Genomic DNA, 17,500 nt, shown 5'->3' with positions numbered 1-17,500 from the left:
CACGAGCACCAGCTTGACCTGGAATTCCCCAGGTGGCGAGCACACCCCCGTCATGCCCGAGGTGTCCCCATGAAGTTGTGTCTGTTGTTGTCGCTGTCCCTGTTGGCCGCGTGCTCGGACAGCGCCATCGGCGCCGAAACGTCCTGCGCCGCGGAGACCACCCGCGAGCAGGAGGCGAAGGCGAAGGTCCGCAAGGCCACTGAGCAGAGCACCAAGGCGCACGCGGCGGACCCCGCGAGCGCGGACGCCGAGCGCGCCCATGCCGCAGTCATGGCGGCCTTCGCTGAGCAGAGCGCTGCGGTGAAGGCGCTCACGGAGTGCAGGGCCCAGCCGTAGCACCACCGATTCCCCCCACAACACGCACGCACACCGGCCCGGTCCGAATGTCTCGGACAGCGGGCCCACTACCCCTACGCCCAGAGGTCCCCCCGAAATGATGAGACTGCTGTGTCTGTTGTTTGCTGCCGCTGTTGCCTGCGGCCCTGTGCAGGACGCGCCCGAGGCGCTGGAGTCCGAGAGCAGCCAGCTCGGCCCGAGCATCCCCCTCTGCACTGGAGCTGATGCGCCCGGGTACTGCCACAACCGCGACGTCGTGTATTACGACGGCCGCATCTGGACGGGCGAGACGGACGCGCCCGTGTTCCACGGCGCCATGCTGGTCCGAGACGGCAAGGTCGTCACCGTCGGGACCATCGCCCAGGTGGAGGCGGCTGCCGGGCCGCTGCGCCACAACGTCAGGCTCTGGGGCCGCGTGGTGCTGCCTGGGTTGGTGGACGCGCACAGCCACGTCGCCATGCTCGCGAAGAAGGATTGGACGGTGGGCGCGCACCCGTCGACGTGGGCACCTGGTCCGGGGCCGACGCTGGCGGACATCACCGTGCTCGTCGGGACGCGCGCCGCGACGGCGCCCCCGGGTGAGCCCATCGTCTTCTTCTACGGCGCGGGGCTCTACTCCCAGCTCCGCGCCGCGGGGCTCACCGCCAGGGCCTACCTGGACGGGCTCACCACGAGCAACCCCGTCTACGGGTTGGAGTGGAGCGGCCACGCGCAGGCCGTCAACTCGACGGCGCTCCTCGAGTCCGGGCTCCGAGACTTCCAGCCGGACCCGTACGGAGGCTGGACGGGCCGGGACTCGCTGGGACGCCACAACGGCATCCTCCAGGAGTTCGCCGTGCTCGCCGCAGTGGAGTCCTTGTCCTCCCGCATCAGCAACGACGAGTACATCCAGCAGCACGACGCCTATGACGTGGGCGGACTCTCGAAGGGCATCACCACCACCGCCGATTTCGTGTTCGTCTACAGGGACATCCGTGGCGAGTACATCCACGAGCGGATGAGCAGGCCTGCCGCCATGGTGCCGGTGTGCATCATCACGAGCGCCGGCAAGCTCTGCGCGCCGGGGCCGGACGGCGTGGTCCGCCGCAAGGTGTTCGCCGACGGGACGCACGTGGCCAGCTCGGCGCTCGTGTCTCTCCCCTACCTCAACCCGTCGGCCATGCCGGACGGCTTCCCCACCAACACCGGGCTGGGCATCCGCAACCTGACGGACGCCCAGTTCCGCTGGGCGCTCGACGACACGCTGACGCGCAACGGGCTCCTCGCGGTCCATGCCATCGGCGACGCTGGTGTTGAGCAGACGCTGCGGCTGCTGGAGGAGCGTCCGGACGTCGACTGGAGCGAGCGTGTCACCATCGAGCACGGGGACATGGCCAACCCCGGCCAGGTGGCGCGCGCGGCGGCGCTGGGCATCCGGTGGGTCCAGAACGGGACGCACCTGGCGTTGCTCCCGCCGATGATGGTCGCCGCCAACGAGCCGGCGCTCTACGCCCACGCCGAGCCCATGCGCTCGCTGCTGGACGCTGGCGTGCGGCTCGCCCTGGGGACGGACGCCTTCGGCAGCGACCCGACGGACACATCCGTCGCGGTGTCGCCCAACCCCTGGCTGGACATCATGCTGACGGCCGTCCACCCGTACTTTCCCCACGAGGCCATCGCCGTGGGGCAGGCGCTGGGCGCGTACACGAGAGAGGCCGCGCGCTCGCGACTCCTGCCACGCCAGGGCACGTTGGCTCCCGGGAAGGACGCCACGTTCTTCCTGCCCAGCTCTGACCCGTTCGCAGCGACGCCCGACGTCCTGCCCGGCATCACCTCGTGTCTCACGGTGGTGAGCGGCGCCCGCGAGTGGCTGGATCGCTCCTGCTTCGGCGCGACTGGAGGTGCCCAGTGAGCCGCCTCTTCATGCTCGTCCTCCTGGTGCTCGCGCTGCCCTCCAGCGCGGCGGACCTCAACTACTCCACCATGTTGCCGACCACGCCAAATGGCGCCGGAGTGCCGAGCGACTCCAAGATTTTCTGGGTGGAGTGGCGCGAGGGCGCAGCGCGCTACACCGAACTCCTCGGGGCCAACGAGGAGGTGCAGAAGAAGGTGGGCAAGCCGTTGGACCGACAGGGGGCGTTGTGCATCCTGTGGACGAAGGTGGCGGAGTTCGCGCGGGACACTGAGAAGTCGCTTGGCGCTCGGGCGAAAGAGCAGGGACGCACGCCTCCGACGTGGCCGGCGACCGCAGTGTCACGTACCGCCGAGCGCGCCAAAAAGGAGTGCGAGGACCCGACGGACGGATACGGAGACAAGCAGCCCAACCTCGGGCGCCGGTACATGGAGGAGCTGGCGAAGTCCAAGCCCTCCCGTGCAGAGCTGGTGCAGGACGCGGACCTCCTCGGCTCGCTGACCCGCCTCGCGGGCTCTATTGAGGAGTTGGTGATGTCGCTCCCGGCACGCGCCGGGACGGCGATCCAGGCCGGGTCCGGTTCCGTCCCCATCCTGAACCCCTACCTGTTCCTTCGCCGCGAGTGCCAGGGCGTGGAGTGCTCGCTGTGAGGCGCCTGGCTTTGGTGGTCCTGCTCGGCGTGGCCGGATGCAAGACGCCCGCGCAGGCTAAGTGCAGCGCGCTCCGGACGGAGTACGGCCGCAGCTACGGGGCCTGCATCGACTGCCTGGATGCGCTCGCGGAACACGGCGAGGAGTCCGTGTGCACCTCCCTCTGTGAGGCCCCGTGCAAAGCCGGTGGTTCCGCCGTTGGCGCCTGCGCTGGCGCCGCGAGGGAAGCCGCGGAGGCCCGGGCCAAGGCGGACAAAAAGGACTGACGTCCCCTGACTCCTCGCGGGCGGTGCAGCACGGGCCGCCCGCGCCTCTCTCGCTGTATCTCCGAGGTGCAACGTGACGCAGCACGAGATGCGCAGGGCCGTGGAGTCATTCAAGTTTGGCCCGCCGTTATCCGCCTTGGACTTCCAGGTGGAGGTGCAGCACGACGACGGCGCATTCGCCTACGTCCGCGTCAGCGCCGCCTTCGCCGAGCGGGAGTCCGGAGATGTGCGGCGCGCCCGCTTCACGAAGCGCCTGGCGTACCAGGGCATGGACCGCCAGACGCTGCTGTGCGCCCTGCGTGAAGTGCTGCGCAGTTTCATCCTGCATGAGCTGGACGAGTCGATTCTTGTCGATGGCGCGCGCGCGTTCGACCCGCACGCCCCCGGCGTGGCTGCCGCCGACCTCGCAGCCCTCCAGGCCCGGCTTGAGTTGCTGGCCAGTCCTTCTCCTTCCGGAACACCCAAGGTGACGTCATGACGTGTGAAGCGCGGTTGCTGACGCAAGATGAGCTGAACGAGGCAATGGAGCCGCTGAGCGCGGATGCCGAGACGCTCGTGGCTGGCCACATCGAGGCGCTGACGGCCGAGGCCGCCAAGGTGCCGGGGCTGGAGGCGTGGCGCGAGGAGATGCTCCACACCCTGGCCCGTGGGCTCGACTACGAGCCGAAGGCCGAGGAGGCCGCGACGCGACTGAGCGGCATCATCACGGAGGCGGAGGTCGCCGAGCAGCGCATCGTAGATGTCGAGTCTGAGCGCGACGCCGCCCGGCAGGAGGTGGACGAGATGGACTCCGCTCGTGCCCAGCAAGCGGAGCGAGCACTGCGCGCGGAGGAATCCGCGAAGTTCAATGAGGCCCGCGCCGCCGAGCGCAACCACTTCGCGGCGCGGCTCAACACTGCCGAGCATGAGCGCGACGACGCGCGCGGCGCCATGCGGCTCGCGGCGGAAGAGAGGGACCGGCTCGCCGAGCGCGTCGCCACGCTGGAGCGCGAGGTGCGAGCGCAGGATGAGGAGCGCCTCTCGATTGAGTGCGACATGACGACGGCCGGCGTCTCCGTTGACGACGGACTTCGGGACGCGATGGAGTCCCTTGTCCGGGCTCGCGACACCGCCGAGGCGCGCGTGAAGGAGTTGGAGGGGCTGCTCGCGACCGCGCGCACCACTGCGCTGGAGGAGGCCGCGAAGATGGCGCAGAGCGAGTTCGACCACGGCGACGAGAGCGACCGCGTCCGCGACGTGTTCGCCAACGTCGTCTCGGCCATACGCGCTCTCAAGTCCCAGCCCGCGCCCGCCCCGGCGCAGGGGGTGGAGTGGCTGACGAACACCCGCACGGGGAAGGTCCATGCCATCGTGGGACGTCAGGCGCTGTGCGGACTGCTTGTGTGGGATAATGAGGTTTGGCAGCCGCCACTTGCCAGCGAGAAGCGCTGCTCGCGGTGCGAGTCGCGGGCGCCCGCCCCCACCCCGCCCGCGCTGGTGGAGGCGGTGGGGGAGACCGCCGTCCTCAAGGCCGCTGCCGAGGGCGACCTGCCAGCGCAGAGCACCCTCCATCCCAGCGACATGAGCAACACGGAGATGTGGCGCGGCGCGGCCTACAGCATTCAGGCTCAGCTGACGCAGGCCAGAGCGACGCTGAAGCGCGCGGAGCTGTGGTGCGGCTGCGGGTGCGGGAACCGAGTGCTCGACGTCGACGACCCGCGCGCCTACCACTGCCGCGTGGCTGAGCGGCACCGGGCTGCCACGCGGATGCGTGAGCGTGTCCTGCACGCGTTCGGCGACCTCGGGTTTGATCTCAGCCCGCGCCAGACGGCCATCCTCAACGCCATCGTGCCGGACGACGGAGCAGCGCCGGCCACGCCCGAGTCGGAGCTGCGCGCCTACCCCAGCCTGGTGGACGCGGTGCGCCGGGCCCTCGGGCACCTGCGCGACGGACACACCGACCGGGTGGGCGACGCCATCGCCGAGTTGAGCCAGGCGCTGGGGGGAGAGCCCCGTGGGTAGTCACGCCGCCGGCACGAAGGTTCCCGTCACCAGGTCGAAGATGGAAATCGATACGCTGCTCGGAGCCCATGGCGCCCTGCGGAGAATCGTGGGTGAAGAGCCAGGCCTCGCCGTTGTCGTCTTCGAGGTGAAGGGCCGGAGGGTGTGCTTCCGCATGCCCCTGCCCGCCCGGGAGTCCTTCCTCAAGGACCCGCGCCGCCCATGGAAGACTCGGAAGAACGACGAGGTCACCCGAGCGTGGGAGCAGGCCTGCCGAGAGAAGTGGCGGTGCTTGCTCCTCACCATCAAGGCCAAGTTCGTGTCCGTGGAAAGCCAGGTGGAGACCTTCGAGGAGGCCTTCCTGGCCCATATCGTCACGCCCACCGGGCAGACGGTGGGGCAGCTCGCGTTGCCCGCGGTGGCCGAGGCGTATCGAACGGGGGCCATGCCTCCCCTGCTTCCTCCTGGGCCGGCGGGAGCGTCGCGATGATCGCCAAGCCCATCGAGGTCACCGTCCTGTCCTCCACGGGCGACGTCCTCGGCAGCATGAGCGCCAAGCCCAGCAACGCCCTGTGGAGGGCCAGGAAGGAAGCCCCCAAGCTCTTCATGTCGGGGGGCACGCGCGAGTGCGAGCGGTATGGCGACGGCTGGGCCCTCCGGCTGCGTGAAGGCGAGCGTCCACCCGGGGCCATCCGATGAGGCGCCTTCTCCTGGCAGCCCTGGCGGGTGCCGCTGCCTGCGTCCTGGCAGTGGCGGTCCAACGCTGGCTCGCGCCCAAGCCCTCCGTCGAAGCACCCTGCCCGGTCCGTCCGGAGGACTTCCGACCGTGAATGTCATCCCAATGGCCGGACCCTACCGCTACACGCACGCCGGCACCGAGGTGTTCCACCTCCCCCTCGCACGCCCCTGGACGTGGGCACTCACGCACCACGGGATGTGGAGCGTCTTCGTCCACGACGTGGAGCCTGCGCGCCAGGGCGTGCCCGAGCGCCGTCATCCCCTGCACCCTCCTCCGGAGGTGCTGGGGAGCTGGCTCGCCATCTACGCCACCCGCGACTACGACGCCGGGGCCGTGGCGTGGCTGCGCAAGGCCCATGACCTGGAGGCACCCGCCGGCGACGTCCTGCCCGCTGGCGCGTACGTGGCCATGGCGCGTCTGGCGGAGGTCTCCACCGTCGGCAACGATTCTCGCTGCGCGTCCGACCCGTGGTGGTGGCACCGGGGCGCACCCTGCCGCGGCACCGTCGCGTGGTGGCTCGAAGAGGTGATGGTGTTCGAGCCGCTAGTGGCCGCGCCCGCGCCGCGCCTCTCACGCGTTGACCGCGAGTTGCTACCGGAGCTGCGCGAGCGGGTACGGCTGGCCCGGGACGGCGTCTGGCACCCAGAGGCGTACGCCGTGCCGGCCGCCCTGCCCGCCATCTCACCAGAGCCGGTGGTACCGCCGGCAGCCCCGGTGCCTCTCCCCACCACCCCGGCAGCGCCACCGCCTCGCCAGGAACTCCCCGCCGACAACAGCCCCGTGGCCCCCATGGGCGCCGTCGAGCAGCTCGGCCTGTTCGGCGAGCCACCACCCCGGCTGGTGCACGCCATCGCGAGGGAGAACCCAGCCCCAACACCCGCGCCCCCCCCGCCAGCACTGCCTCCGCCGGACGGGCCCAGTAGCCTCGAGGAGGGCGCTGCCCGTATCCGCGCACTACTCGGGGACGGCGCGTGGCACGACATGACGGCGTTGCTTGGCGCGGCCGGTCAGGACGAGGCGGGTCGGACGCTGCTCTACCGGGTGACGTGCCCGGCCGGCGCCGCCACTCTGCTCGTCCACCAGGTGCCCGTCATCCTGCGCGGGGATGGGCAGGGGGGCTGCTGGTACGCGTCCCCGGGCACGCCTGCTTATGTCCACGCGGAGGCGACCCACCCATGAGCCAGACGCTTGGAGGCTGGCGGTACCGGCTGCTCCTGGAGACGTGCCCGCCCATGCCACCGGCGGGCACAGGGCCCATCGACGAGCTCCGCGCCACACAGGCACGCATCGAGCGCGAGACGCACGGCAAGGTGTTCCGTGCGTTCCGCGTCGAGGTGGGGCTGTCCCTGCGCGACGTAGCCACCGGCTGGGGTGTCGAGGAGACGGTGCTCGGCGAGCTGGAGCGGGGCAAGCGACGGTTCCCCTCGCCTGCCGACCTCTACGCCGCGCTCCAGCAGCTCTTCACGTGGGCGTGCGAGCGGCACGGGTACGGGAGCCTGGGCACCCCAGGGTGGAGGGCGCGCCGATGATGCTGCGGCACACCCTCACCAAGGCGCTCGAGCAGCTCCGTATCCGAGTCGCTTCCGGGGACCCGGATCTCCAGACGGCACGTCGGTTCGTCGCGAGGAAGGAGCGCATGTCCGAGAAGGCACTCGTGCAGCTCGACAAGCTCCTGGACGGCGTCCGCTATGACGCCTCCCGCGAGCAGTTGCTGAAGCCATTCTCTGCGAGCCCGCCCCCGAGCCAGCTCCTGGAGTTCCGCTCGTGGAAGGACGCCTGCGACACGGCACGGCGGAACATGGCGGTGCCCCGGGCCGGCGGACTCGGACTCACCGCGTGGAGCGACGTGGGTGGACTCTCCAGGCTGGAAGTGCTCGGCCTGCTGACGCTCGCGCTTCGCACCGTCGCTGCGACACCTGAGGTGAGTGCCGGACCGCTATTCCCGAGCCTCCACGAAAGCTGAGACGTAGCGCACCTCGTGTAGCCAATCCCTCAACACCAACAACGAGACACCAAACCCATGGCGGCACCTGAAGTCCGTCATAGACTGGAGAGCCATGAGCACAATCGCCTTCGTCACGAAGTCAGCCGAGTCGGATGTACTGGGCCGCGAGCGCCACCACATGGCGTCCGTCGTTTCCGACATCGCGCTCGCGGGCCAGACGAGGGACCAGTTAGACACGCCAAATTGGACGCGAAGGCTTTTCCCGGTCGGGCATCCTCTTCGCACCCACCCAATAGGGATGTCCTACGAGGAGCGCGCGCGGGTGGCGCTGGCCAGCGGCTTGTTCACGAAGTTTCAACACCCCGTCACAGGGGCCCCGCTCGACATCTCCACGGTCATCCTCAATACCGCGTTGGTGCTTGGCAGTGACGTGGTGCGGCTCATGGCACGGCTGCATGGCCAGTGCGAAATCCATGCGAACATCCCGGCACCCGAGTGCGCGTGGGTAGCGGGCATTATTGACGGGGGCCGCGAATCAGGCGTCCTCCGTGCCAACATGGGCTGGGCAGAGCTTGCAGCGATGCTTCGCGCTTCCGCAGCCGCTGGCGAGACCGTCGTCACATATTCTAGCGTGACGGGGGCATTTCCTGGCGTGGAGTCGAAGACGTCCGCGCTGCGTGACTTCGACGAGCACCTTTCTGCGCTGGACAATTCGCTACGCATCGAGCGTGAGGGCTGGGAGTCCTTCCGCTTTGGCGACGGCGAAACGATGATGTCCTTGGGAGCCGCCACCACCTGAGGCGAGACCTTCGCTACGAGCCCGACTACGAGGCACCGCGCAAGGCGGGAGTGCTGCCGTGACGGGACTCCCCGTGTAGCATCCCGCCCATGACCGACGCCGAGCGCGTGCACCACGCCGACGAGTTCCTGGCCCAGTTTCAGTCCATGTCCGAAGAGGACGCCGACGCCATCGTGGAGCGCCTGGCGGGCGTTGCCCTGCCCAGGGTGCTGGAGGGCTACACACGCAGCCTCGTCGCGGAGCTGGCACCGACGCTTCCGACGGACGTCCGCAAGGCACTCCTCGAGGAGATATCCTCGCTGCTGCTGACGGGCTACCTCATCCGTGCCAATGAAGACGAGGCCACCCCGCCCCGCTTTACACCCGCGAGCGAATAGGCCGCGAGGGATTCGCCCGGCGTTGGCATCCCTCAGGGCATGCACTCCAAGACGACGTACCGGTGCCCTGGGTGTGGAGCGGTCCTGCAGCCCTTCGAGTTGGCCGCACTCCAGGGTCCCGACCTGCTCACCTGCCTGAACAAACGCAGCCATCGACCGACCGACGGCGGGGAGCGTCTCTACCGGCCCGGGCGCGGAGGGCGACTCGTACCGGCATCCCCGGCCGCGCGGACGCGGTGGCCGCCAGAGGAGCGCTGGCGCGAGGGCGTGAGGTAACAAATGGCGTGCAGGGAGTCTTCATGGCATGCCCACACAACCCCGCTGCCCAGAATGCGGTGCGCCTCTCCAGCCCGACGTCGGTGACATCGGTCGCCACCCTCTCCCCGACGTCCTCGCATGCCTCGCCCACGCCATGGACGTGCGCGACCTGCAGCCCCGCCTCTACCGCCTGACGGCCAGTGGACGGCTGGCCCCCGTATCCCTGGCCGCGAGCCCGACGGCGCGTGAGCGTTGCAACCGCAAGCTCGGGCTGGAGGTCTCACCCCATCCCCCGCGAGGGGTATTGCCGGGGCGATGCAGGTGGTGAGCAGAATCGACGAGCAACCTCCTAGCCTTGGAACGCCACCATGCCCCGCCTCGCGTTATCCGTCGCCGCAGCAATCGCCGTCATGTCGTGCTCGGACTCCGGGTGCCGAGCCGCTGCGGAAGCTCCGAAGGCGCGGCCGATGCCGGACGGCCCTCTCGCTGGACAGGCCCACCCGCCCTGTCGCGGCACCACGGAGTTGCCCCAGGTGGAGCTGCGCGGGGGGTGCTGGGTGCAGTTGCAGCAGCCCAAGGACGACGCACAGGGCGTCTTCCACCACGAGGGGAAGTACTACATGCCGGCAGCGCAGGAGCGGGTACCACCCACATAGCCATGCCGCGCGACCGGTGGTGGGGAGCCTCTGTACCGCCCAGGACAAAGCGGGTGCCCCATCCCCGCGTCCGCCGCAGCGAATCCGCGCACCCGCGATGCACGAAGTAACAATCGGCGCGGCCCCCGTCTCCATGGGCAGCAGAGGAGGTTGCACATGGAGACGTTGACGCAAGAGTTGGCGGAGTACCTGTCCCTGCCACCGCGCCCGGGGACGACGTGGGATGAGCAGCTCGGCGAGGACCTGGGCCCCGGCGCGCTACGCGAGTGGATGGCGGCGGAGCCGGCGGACGACGGGCCATGCTGGGTGCTCGGGCTGTATCCGACAGGATGGCAGCTCACACGGCTGGACCTGGATGAGTCCGACGCCATCGGCGTCCTGCCCACCGTGCTCTTCGACGAGATGCCGGAGGTTGAAGTCGTGCCTCTGTCCCGGACACTCATCAACGACTGGTGACGCCATACCACCCAGGGGGGAGTGCAGGTGTTCGGGACCTGGGTAACGCTCACCCCTCACCAACAGACCTATTTGATGGACTTGATATGCGCACGTCACATGCGTATATCTAACCCCATCGACGCGGCACTTCTGCCGCGCGACGCGACCGGGGGAAGCTGTGGACCGAGTGCTTGAGACGGTGCTGGAGCGGACGGCGAAGGATGGGACGCCGTTCCGCGTTGCGGTCGAGGTGGATGCGGGCACCGTCATCCCGGTGGCCTACCTGGACGGCAAGCGGCACGCGGCCGGCAACACCGTGGGCTGGCCCCTCCCCGCTGCGTCTCACCGGGACGGACTCACGCACGCCGCTGGCTATCCGCCCGCGCGCATTATCGGCCTCACTGATGTCGAGGCCGCCGCCATCAAAGCCGCTGTCCGGCGCCACCACGAGGAGGTCAACGCGGCTCTCATCGCGGACCAAAAGCTCGACGCCAAACTGGGCGGGCTCATGGAGGACTTCACCGCAGCGCGTGAGCGACGCGACTTCGCCGGCGCCCGCCGCATCGAGTCCGAAATCGCGCATGCTCGCAAAGCCGCTGGGCTGTCCGTCGACGGCTGGCGCGAGTAAACCGACATGACGACCTCAGAGACAAGGGTCCGAGCGTCGTGGGATGCCGAGGACACCTCGGGCAGGAGTCTCCTGGAGACGTGGGACTCCATCGGGCGGGAGGGGTGGCTCACCGTCGCCCGCGGGAAGCCGCTCCTCATCTCCGACGACGGCACCGAAATCCCGCCCACTGGCGCCGCGAGCCTCATCGTCGGCGAGTACCTGGAGGGCGGTGAGTACGTGTCGGGCGACGACGAGCACACCATCGACCTCTACGCCGTCCTCACCGAGGCGCAGCTCGCGCTCGTTGAGTCGGCGAAACAGGGCGGCTACGTCGTCGACACCGTCCGCTCGGGGCTCCAGGGCGTCGACACGGTGCGAGAGTCGAGCCTCCGGCGGGACCTCCGTGCCATCGCCTGGCTGGCGCGCAAGGACGGGTGCACGCCCGCCGTGCTGAGCGCCCTCCTCAACATGCAGCCGCGCGGCGCCCAGGCGTGGCTCGTCCAGCGCGAGGAAGACGGCTTCGAGGTGCTGCGCGAGAAGGACGAGGCGGACGGCCGGAGAACGCGCCTGCGCATCCCCAAGGCGTCCGTCCGGCGCGTGCTGGGCTTCTAGGAATCGCTAAACTTTCGCGAGGGAGCATCCTCGCCGACGTAATGTCATGAGGCAGTCCACGTGCTGCCCGTCCTGCACGGGCTGGAGCAATCAATGAGGCCCGTGCTGGACTACTACGTCCCCCTCTCCGAAATGGTCCAGAAGGCCCGAGCCGCACATGCGCGTCTCGGCCTCGCCTCCACCGTGCCGCTGCGTGAGGCGGCGGAGCGCACTGCCGTGACCGCGTGGGGGCGTGAGACCTTCGAGGACCTCCTCGTTGTGGGCAACATGGCTGCCCTGGGCATCGCCGCGCCCGCGCCGGTCCGGACTCACCTGGTGAGGCCGGCGGCAGCACGGCATGCGTCAGTGACGGACCTGCACTCCCTGCCCGAGGAGCGTCCGCAGTTGCTGCGCGCCCCGTGGATCCTGGAGGTGCGTCGGCCCGAGCTTGGCGAAGCGCTGTTCGGCGAGACGCTCGCCCTGGGTGGATACACGCTGGAGGGGACGACGTACCTCGTGGGGCTCACGCTGGACGGCGGCGCCCGCGTCGCTACGTGGCGCCCCTCCTGGACGGGTGGCGAACTCGCCGAGGGCACCCGGCAGGACTACTCACCCCTCGTCGAGCCCGCAGACGTCGCGGAGTGGCAAGACTGGGCACGTGCAGCCGCTCGTTTCGCAATCGTTTACGCGCTGCTCGTCGAGGCGGAGGCCTCGCCGCTACGTGTGGAGGCGGGGCGCCAGCGCGACAATCCCAAGGGGCTCGCCGTCTCCAACGTCTACCTGGACGGCGCGCTCGGGGAGGCGGCCGGAGTTGTGCCGGCGTCTGCCCATGCCACCGGGCTCATCCCGTCGGAGACGTCCGTGCGTGGCCACCTGCGCCGCCAGCGCTACGGCCCGGAGGCAATGCTCGTGAAGTGGGTGTACATCGCCCAGCACGGTGCCTGGCGCTGGGTGCGGCCCGCGTAGGGGGGCGGCATCGTGTACAAAGACTCCGGGCCGGTACACAAATCGAAACGCGGTACACAAATCAGGCCGAAATTCTAACGGCCGCACTGGTGCTCAGGGGCTGATGGCATGCGCTCCGTGGCGTTCAGCGCATCGGCTGAAAACCCACTGCCCGCCAGCGGAGGACGTGCCTAGACATCGGTGTGGTCAGTGTTACGGTCGCCTGTTGATGAGCGACAGGAACAGCGAACTTGGGTACGAGGACATCAAGCGCCGGTACCTTGGGACGTCGCCGGGCGCAAACCTTTCGTCAATCACCGACGCAGATCTGAGCGCACTGGCGGCATCAGTTGCTCGTGACCGCACCGCGGCCCAGGGATACAGACCCTGGGAGTATGACAAGGTTCTCGTGGAAACGAGGCGCCGCGTGGTCGATGCGATTGGCGAGGTCGCTAAGCAAATCGACCAGGAGCTAGCCTCCCGCCGGGACAAGCGAGGCCAGATCTGGACCCATGTCGGAACCATCGTTGGACTGCTTTTGAGTGTGGTCAGCCTAGCAGCCACGCTGTTCCCGCTATTCGTGCCGAAGTGCGGTGCGGGTGCTTCGACCGAAACTCCTGCGCCAGCGCAGCCTCCACCTTCCGAGCCTCTGTTCTGCGCGCCGCCATCCTCACCGTGACATGCGACGGCCCGCCCCGGTGCTCAGGAGCGGGCCGTGTGCCCTACCAGCCGAACGTCCACCGGACGCCAGCGCCAGCCATCTGCTCGCGCTGGTTCGCTTCCCCGAACGCGAAGAGGCCCAGGTCCGGACTCAACCTCGCGCCCGCTTCCAGCCGCGCGTACGCGCCGGTGAGGGAGGAAGCACCGGCCTGCGCCTCCAGGTAACCCGTCCTCACCGGCACGTCAGCGAGAACACGGGAGAGCCCCGCGGCGACTACGAGCCGCGGGGCGTCTGAGGGACCGCCGCCACCGCCGGGGCGAGCGCAGCCGAGCTGCCGATGGCACCGAGCGACAGCGCGGCCGTCATCACGTCGTCCACGGTGGAACCACCACGGCCGGCCTTCATCTTGTCGAGGGCCGCCTCGATGAGGCCACTCAGGAACAAGCCCACGCTGCCCGCCGAGAGCTGGAGGACCTGCTGCAGCTCCGCGAGGCCACGGTCGCCCAGGGACTTCAACAGCCGTTGCAGCGCTTCATCCTTGAGCTGCTGGAACTCGGCCGGGGTCAGCTCACCGTCCGCCGCCGCAGCCTCGAGCTTCGGCTTCATGGTGACTTCGATGTCCCGGACGATGCCCTCGGCCAGCATGCTGACGCGGGCCGCGACGAGCGCGAGCTTCGACTCCCCGGCCTGGGCTTGGAACTTCCTCGTGAGCCCGGTGAGCCCCGAGACAATGAGAGCGGCCAGCGCGGTCGCCAGCACCGGCACCACGCTGACGAGGATGGATGAGACAACAGACGACAGCGAGGGCTCGGGCGGGCTGGTGGCCGCCTCCGCCAGCGCCGTGGGCGAGGTGAGGACGGCCGCGAGGGCGGCGAAGATGAACAGCTTCTTCATGAGGGAACTCCATGCGACTGCGAGGGGACTGCGGGGGTGAAAGTGAGCGCCACGCGCCAGGCCATGACGCTCACGGCCGGAACGGCAGGCGTCGGATACCCATGCGACGAGCGCGGTAGTCGAGACTGGAGAACGTCTTCACGTACGCCCTGGCCTTGGCGGCGTCGGCCAGGGTGAGCGTCGTGCTCCCGCCTCCGGAGGCGCCCACCACCACGCCTCCGCCCACGTGAACCATGACGTGCTCCGCGTCGGTGGGGTCGCCCTTGCGGTGGTACAGCACCAGGTCGCCGGGGAGCAGCTCCGCCTCCGGCACGACCGCACACCGCGCCCACAGGACGTCGGTGTTGGCGTGGGCGCGCCAGTCTGGGCCGCCCGCTTCGCGGAATGCCCAGGTGACCAACCCCGAACAGTCGAAGACGCGCTGGCCGGTGGTGCTGTCGCGCTCGCCCTTGCCGTTCCACCGGTAGGGCGCATGCATCTGCGAGAGGACGGCGACGAGGAAGGCATTGCGCTGGGCGGACATGGGGACTCCGAAAGTGGACCGGGGAAACTCACTGACGGCGCCGGGGCGGGATGGCGGGCTCCTCGACGTGGACGACAGGCGGAGCGACCTGGACGAACCAGCGCCCCAACTCGCGCAGCCCCGCCAGCCCCAGCACCGCGACGAGAGCGCCCACCACCCAGAGGGCGCCCGCTATGCGCGAGGCGCGGTGCTCGCCACCTGTCATGCGCGCGGACAGGTCGGGGATGGACTTCACCAGCGAGTCCTGGGCGCCGAGCCGCTCTTCCAACTCGTCCATGCGCTCGACGAGCTTGGGCACCATCTCGACGACGGACTTCTGCTCGGTGACGCGCCTGTCGACGCTGTCCACGCGCTCGTCCACCCGGCGCACATGCTCCTCAAGGCGTCGGACCTGCTCGGCAGTCGCCACTCGCTCGGCGAGCGCACGCAGCTCGTCGCGTACGCCCTCGATGAGGCGGTGCGTGTCGACGGCGTACCGCTCAGCAGCGCGCTTCGCCTCGTCGGAGCGCAGGCCAACGGACTCCAGCTTCTCCGTGGTGCGGAGGGCGACGGCCTCCAGCTTCTCGTCGAGCCTGACGACGTCCTCGCGGAGGGGGGAGCGGTGGGGCGTGGGGGACATGCGACGGCATGGTCCGTGCCCGTGCGGACAGCGTCCGTCGCCCGGCACGGCGCATGCTGTCCGAGCCCCCGCATGGACACGCAGCAGAGGGGGACGCTCACGCAGCGTCTGGTTGAGGCAGAGGCGGGCTACCTGGATGCCGTCTCAGGGCTGGACGGCAGTCCGGAGGCGGAGACGCTCTTGGCCTGGGCCCGGGACGGTTACCGCGCGGCGGAGATGGAGGCCATCGCCGTCCTGGGCGCGCGGGCGGCGCTGGAGTTGGTCGAGCAACTGCATCCGGGGGCCCGCCCCAGAGATGAGGTAGAGGCCGTGGCGGCGTGATGGGGCCGGAGCATCACCGGAATGCCGAGGAGTCGTTCCACTCTTCCACCGGGATGAACCGCAGCCCCTCCGGTGGAGGCGACATCGAAAGCACTTGCTCCACCACCGAACGATGGAAGAGGTGGACAACCGCTTCGTCGAGACGGAAGGCCAGTCGCTCTTCCACCGGGATGTCGCCGAGAACAGACTCGTCGAGCACCAGGCGGTCCAATCCCATCAGCGTGGCGCCGCTCGGCGACCGCTCGTAGACCGAGCGCTCCGGGTCCATACAGGCGATTCGCCGCCACATGTGGACCAGCCAATAACGGAGCACCGAGTCGCGCACGTGAACGTCCGCCGGCACGAACTGGACTCCCTCGAGCTTCGCAGACTCCAGGACCGTCTTCAGTCGCGGCGAAACGACGGGGGCCGGCAGACTGTGGTGGTCGACCATGATTGGTCTGGACGGCTCGGGCTCACCAAGGCGGAGCTGCACAGGCACGTCTTCTGCGACCTTGCCGCCCTTGCGGAACGCTGCCGCAGACTGCGCCCACGCAAGCAGCGGGTGCTCTTGGGAGCGCGCTCGCTTCAGAACGAAGTACTCGCGCTGCACGACTAGGCCCCCACCTGAAGCGTACGGCGAGCGAGAGGCTTCCTTGTCGTCCCGTGTCGCGAGCCGTGGCGCCGCCCACGTGGACAGGGCAGCGGCGGCTTCCCCTGGAGGCTCGTCACCCCAGAGCAGCCGTTCCCCCCAGCCTGGTAGTCGAGGCCGTCGGTGGTGATGGTCCACCGTCCGGTCGCCACCTTGCGCAGGATGGTGCCGCTGAGCCCATCAAGGTCGCTGCCCAGCCCGGAAGGATTGCCACAGTAGCGCCCGCGACGCGCCGACTCGGCATAGCCCTCCAGTAGTTCCATCACCGCCTCGGGATACGAGAGGTCCATGTCGTAGGCCCAGCCACCGAAGTGCGGGCCGCGGTGAACTGGGACGTGGAGCTCGCACGCCACCGAGGGCACCGACGGCAGGAACACGCCGTTCTTCGGTCCATTGATGTCGTACCCGAAGTACCAGCAGATGCAGGCCCAGTCCTCATCACCGCTCATCGACTCCGAGCAGATGAGGTGGTGCGCCGCAATCGAGTAGGAGCCCGTGAACCACGGGTGCGATTCAGGCTCCGCTCCATTGAGGATGTTCCTACTCAGCGTCCCGGAGTTGCCGTCGTTCGACCCGGGCGCCTCCGCCAGAGCATGCGCTGGCTTTCCGCAGAACGCGCACGGCTGCCACTTCGCGGGCTCGGGCCACCCCTTCGAGGTTCTGACCGGAAGCGTCCGTTCCCACGTGCCGAGAGGCATTGCCCCATCACACCCTCAGCCAGGATAAATTAGAACGCCCTGAAAGAACGCCGAATCCAGACAAGCCCCCTCAGGTAGGGCTGTCCGGGACTCAGCGCTCCAACCCGGCAGCGCCTCTCACAACATGCCCCCGAGGGCAGCATCCTTCCCGATGACGAGGAGGTAGTCCCGAAACGCTTCCCACGTGTTGCCGGCGACGTGCCCCCGGGCAACCGCGTTGGCCTGCCACTCGCGCAGCAGCCCGTCCGCGCGCCACAGCAGCCAGGGCCGGCCCGCCGCGGTGCGCGCCTCCAGCATGAGGCGCTCCAGTTCGCCCGCCGTCTCCAGGAAGGTGGCCGTCGGGTGCGCCACCAGCCAGTCGTAGGCGAGGGCCTTGGCGGGGTAGCGCTCCTCCTGGGCCGCCAGCTCGAGCGCGCTGTACTTGCCCCAATCGTCGGTGAGCCCGGCGACGCCGCTGGCCGCCAGTGCCTGCATCTCGCCCTCCAGCTCCGCGCGGCGCACCTGGAGCCCCTGGCCGACGGTGGCGAAGTGCCGGGCGGAGGCGCCCGCGGCGTCGAGCTCTCCGCGCACGCGGGCCAGCGCGCACGACACGTCGCGCTTGCGGGACTCGACGGCATTGCGCTGGTACACCTCTGAGGACGTCAGGGACATGAGCTGCTCCTGTCCGGCGCG

At 69.3% G+C, this 17,500-nt stretch carries 26 protein-coding genes; 19 read left to right on the top strand and 7 right to left on the bottom strand.

What is annotated here, in order from left to right:
• Positions 1-69: 69 nt before the first annotated feature.
• The 18 genes from G4D83_RS37030 (at position 70) to G4D83_RS36945 (ending at position 12,502) form a co-directional block, all read left to right on the top strand.
• Complete coding sequence (locus tag G4D83_RS37030; protein WP_163869628.1) at positions 70-336, top strand: hypothetical protein; 267 nt, start codon at positions 70-72, stop codon at positions 334-336.
• Between the two features lie 97 nt (positions 337-433).
• Positions 434-2,227, top strand: coding sequence for an amidohydrolase (locus G4D83_RS37025; RefSeq protein ID WP_163869627.1), 1,794 nt, complete (start codon positions 434-436; stop codon positions 2,225-2,227).
• Entirely contained in the window at positions 2,224-2,877 is a 654-nt protein-coding gene (locus tag G4D83_RS37020) for a hypothetical protein (RefSeq protein WP_163869626.1), read from the top strand. Before G4D83_RS37025 ends, G4D83_RS37020 begins: the two co-directional genes overlap by 4 nt.
• Positions 2,874-3,143 carry a hypothetical protein gene (locus G4D83_RS37015; RefSeq protein ID WP_163869625.1) on the top strand — a complete coding sequence of 90 codons (270 nt, stop codon included), beginning with the start codon at positions 2,874-2,876 and terminating at the stop codon, positions 3,141-3,143. Before G4D83_RS37020 ends, G4D83_RS37015 begins: the two co-directional genes overlap by 4 nt.
• Before the next feature lie 100 nt (positions 3,144-3,243).
• Positions 3,244-3,621, top strand: a complete 378-nt coding sequence (locus G4D83_RS37010; protein WP_163869624.1) for a hypothetical protein — start codon at positions 3,244-3,246, stop codon at positions 3,619-3,621.
• Positions 3,618-5,144 (top strand): hypothetical protein, encoded by a 1,527-nt coding sequence (locus tag G4D83_RS37005; RefSeq protein ID WP_163869623.1) that lies wholly within the window; start codon positions 3,618-3,620, stop codon positions 5,142-5,144. The genes G4D83_RS37010 and G4D83_RS37005 overlap by 4 nt, the downstream gene beginning before the upstream one ends.
• Positions 5,137-5,613: a hypothetical protein gene (locus tag G4D83_RS37000; protein ID WP_163869622.1), complete on the top strand. Its 477-nt coding sequence runs from the start codon at positions 5,137-5,139 to the stop codon at positions 5,611-5,613. The genes G4D83_RS37005 and G4D83_RS37000 overlap by 8 nt, the downstream gene beginning before the upstream one ends.
• Positions 5,610-5,822 (top strand): hypothetical protein, encoded by a 213-nt coding sequence (locus G4D83_RS36995; RefSeq protein ID WP_163869621.1) that lies wholly within the window; start codon positions 5,610-5,612, stop codon positions 5,820-5,822. Before G4D83_RS37000 ends, G4D83_RS36995 begins: the two co-directional genes overlap by 4 nt.
• Positions 5,823-5,949: 127 nt before the next feature.
• On the top strand, positions 5,950-7,041 hold the full coding sequence (locus G4D83_RS36990) for a hypothetical protein (protein WP_205522812.1): 1,092 nt from the start codon (positions 5,950-5,952) through the stop codon (positions 7,039-7,041).
• Positions 7,038-7,391, top strand: coding sequence for a helix-turn-helix domain-containing protein (locus tag G4D83_RS36985; RefSeq protein WP_163869620.1), 354 nt, complete (start codon positions 7,038-7,040; stop codon positions 7,389-7,391). Before G4D83_RS36990 ends, G4D83_RS36985 begins: the two co-directional genes overlap by 4 nt.
• A gap of 107 nt (positions 7,392-7,498) precedes the next feature.
• Positions 7,499-7,825, top strand: a complete 327-nt coding sequence (locus G4D83_RS36980) for a hypothetical protein (protein ID WP_163869619.1) — start codon at positions 7,499-7,501, stop codon at positions 7,823-7,825.
• Between the two features lie 94 nt (positions 7,826-7,919).
• Positions 7,920-8,606, top strand: a complete 687-nt coding sequence (locus G4D83_RS36975; RefSeq protein WP_163869618.1) for a hypothetical protein — start codon at positions 7,920-7,922, stop codon at positions 8,604-8,606.
• 89 nt (positions 8,607-8,695) lie between these two features.
• The gene (locus G4D83_RS36970; RefSeq protein ID WP_163869617.1) at positions 8,696-8,983 is read left to right on the top strand and encodes a hypothetical protein; all 288 of its coding nucleotides are present in this window, start codon (positions 8,696-8,698) and stop codon (positions 8,981-8,983) included.
• A 725-nt stretch (positions 8,984-9,708) separates the two neighbouring features.
• The gene (locus tag G4D83_RS36965) at positions 9,709-9,897 is read left to right on the top strand and encodes a hypothetical protein (protein ID WP_163869616.1); all 189 of its coding nucleotides are present in this window, start codon (positions 9,709-9,711) and stop codon (positions 9,895-9,897) included.
• A gap of 156 nt (positions 9,898-10,053) precedes the next feature.
• Entirely contained in the window at positions 10,054-10,353 is a 300-nt protein-coding gene (locus G4D83_RS36960; protein ID WP_163869615.1) for a hypothetical protein, read from the top strand.
• A gap of 169 nt (positions 10,354-10,522) precedes the next feature.
• A complete protein-coding gene (locus tag G4D83_RS36955; protein ID WP_163869614.1) occupies positions 10,523-10,963 on the top strand; it encodes a hypothetical protein in 441 nt (146 codons plus the stop codon).
• Between the two features lie 6 nt (positions 10,964-10,969).
• Entirely contained in the window at positions 10,970-11,557 is a 588-nt protein-coding gene (locus G4D83_RS36950; protein WP_163869613.1) for a hypothetical protein, read from the top strand.
• Between the two features lie 60 nt (positions 11,558-11,617).
• Complete coding sequence (locus G4D83_RS36945) at positions 11,618-12,502, top strand: hypothetical protein (protein WP_163869612.1); 885 nt, start codon at positions 11,618-11,620, stop codon at positions 12,500-12,502.
• A 701-nt stretch (positions 12,503-13,203) separates the two neighbouring features.
• Here G4D83_RS36945 and G4D83_RS36940 read toward each other — a convergent pair.
• From G4D83_RS36940 to G4D83_RS36925, 4 genes are all read right to left on the bottom strand, one after another.
• Complete coding sequence (locus tag G4D83_RS36940) at positions 13,204-13,377, bottom strand: hypothetical protein (RefSeq protein WP_240357039.1); 174 nt, start codon at positions 13,375-13,377, stop codon at positions 13,204-13,206.
• 38 nt (positions 13,378-13,415) lie between these two features.
• Complete coding sequence (locus G4D83_RS36935) at positions 13,416-14,036, bottom strand: hypothetical protein (RefSeq protein ID WP_163869610.1); 621 nt, start codon at positions 14,034-14,036, stop codon at positions 13,416-13,418.
• 70 nt (positions 14,037-14,106) lie between these two features.
• Entirely contained in the window at positions 14,107-14,559 is a 453-nt protein-coding gene (locus G4D83_RS36930; RefSeq protein WP_163869609.1) for an NlpC/P60 family protein, read from the bottom strand.
• A gap of 28 nt (positions 14,560-14,587) precedes the next feature.
• Complete coding sequence (locus G4D83_RS36925; protein ID WP_163869608.1) at positions 14,588-15,178, bottom strand: hypothetical protein; 591 nt, start codon at positions 15,176-15,178, stop codon at positions 14,588-14,590.
• Between the two features lie 72 nt (positions 15,179-15,250).
• Here G4D83_RS36925 and G4D83_RS36920 point away from each other — a divergent pair, with 72 nt between their 5' ends.
• Entirely contained in the window at positions 15,251-15,499 is a 249-nt protein-coding gene (locus tag G4D83_RS36920) for a hypothetical protein (protein WP_163869607.1), read from the top strand.
• A gap of 13 nt (positions 15,500-15,512) precedes the next feature.
• On the opposite strand, the gene G4D83_RS36915 is transcribed toward G4D83_RS36920, so the two are convergent.
• The 3 genes from G4D83_RS36915 to G4D83_RS36905 form a co-directional block, all read right to left on the bottom strand.
• Positions 15,513-16,091 carry an imm11 family protein gene (locus G4D83_RS36915; protein ID WP_163869606.1) on the bottom strand — a complete coding sequence of 193 codons (579 nt, stop codon included), beginning with the start codon at positions 16,089-16,091 and terminating at the stop codon, positions 15,513-15,515.
• Between the two features lie 2 nt (positions 16,092-16,093).
• Entirely contained in the window at positions 16,094-16,828 is a 735-nt protein-coding gene (locus tag G4D83_RS36910; RefSeq protein ID WP_163869605.1) for an AHH domain-containing protein, read from the bottom strand.
• Between the two features lie 117 nt (positions 16,829-16,945).
• Positions 16,946-17,479 carry a hypothetical protein gene (locus G4D83_RS36905; RefSeq protein WP_163869604.1) on the bottom strand — a complete coding sequence of 178 codons (534 nt, stop codon included), beginning with the start codon at positions 17,477-17,479 and terminating at the stop codon, positions 16,946-16,948.
• Positions 17,480-17,500 lie beyond the last annotated feature (21 nt).

The organism is Myxococcus eversor (assembly GCF_010894455.1).
In the GTDB taxonomy this organism is placed as follows: domain Bacteria; phylum Myxococcota; class Myxococcia; order Myxococcales; family Myxococcaceae; genus Myxococcus; species Myxococcus eversor.
Note: the sequence above shows the minus strand (reverse complement) of the source record. Positions and strands in the feature narration are given on the sequence as shown.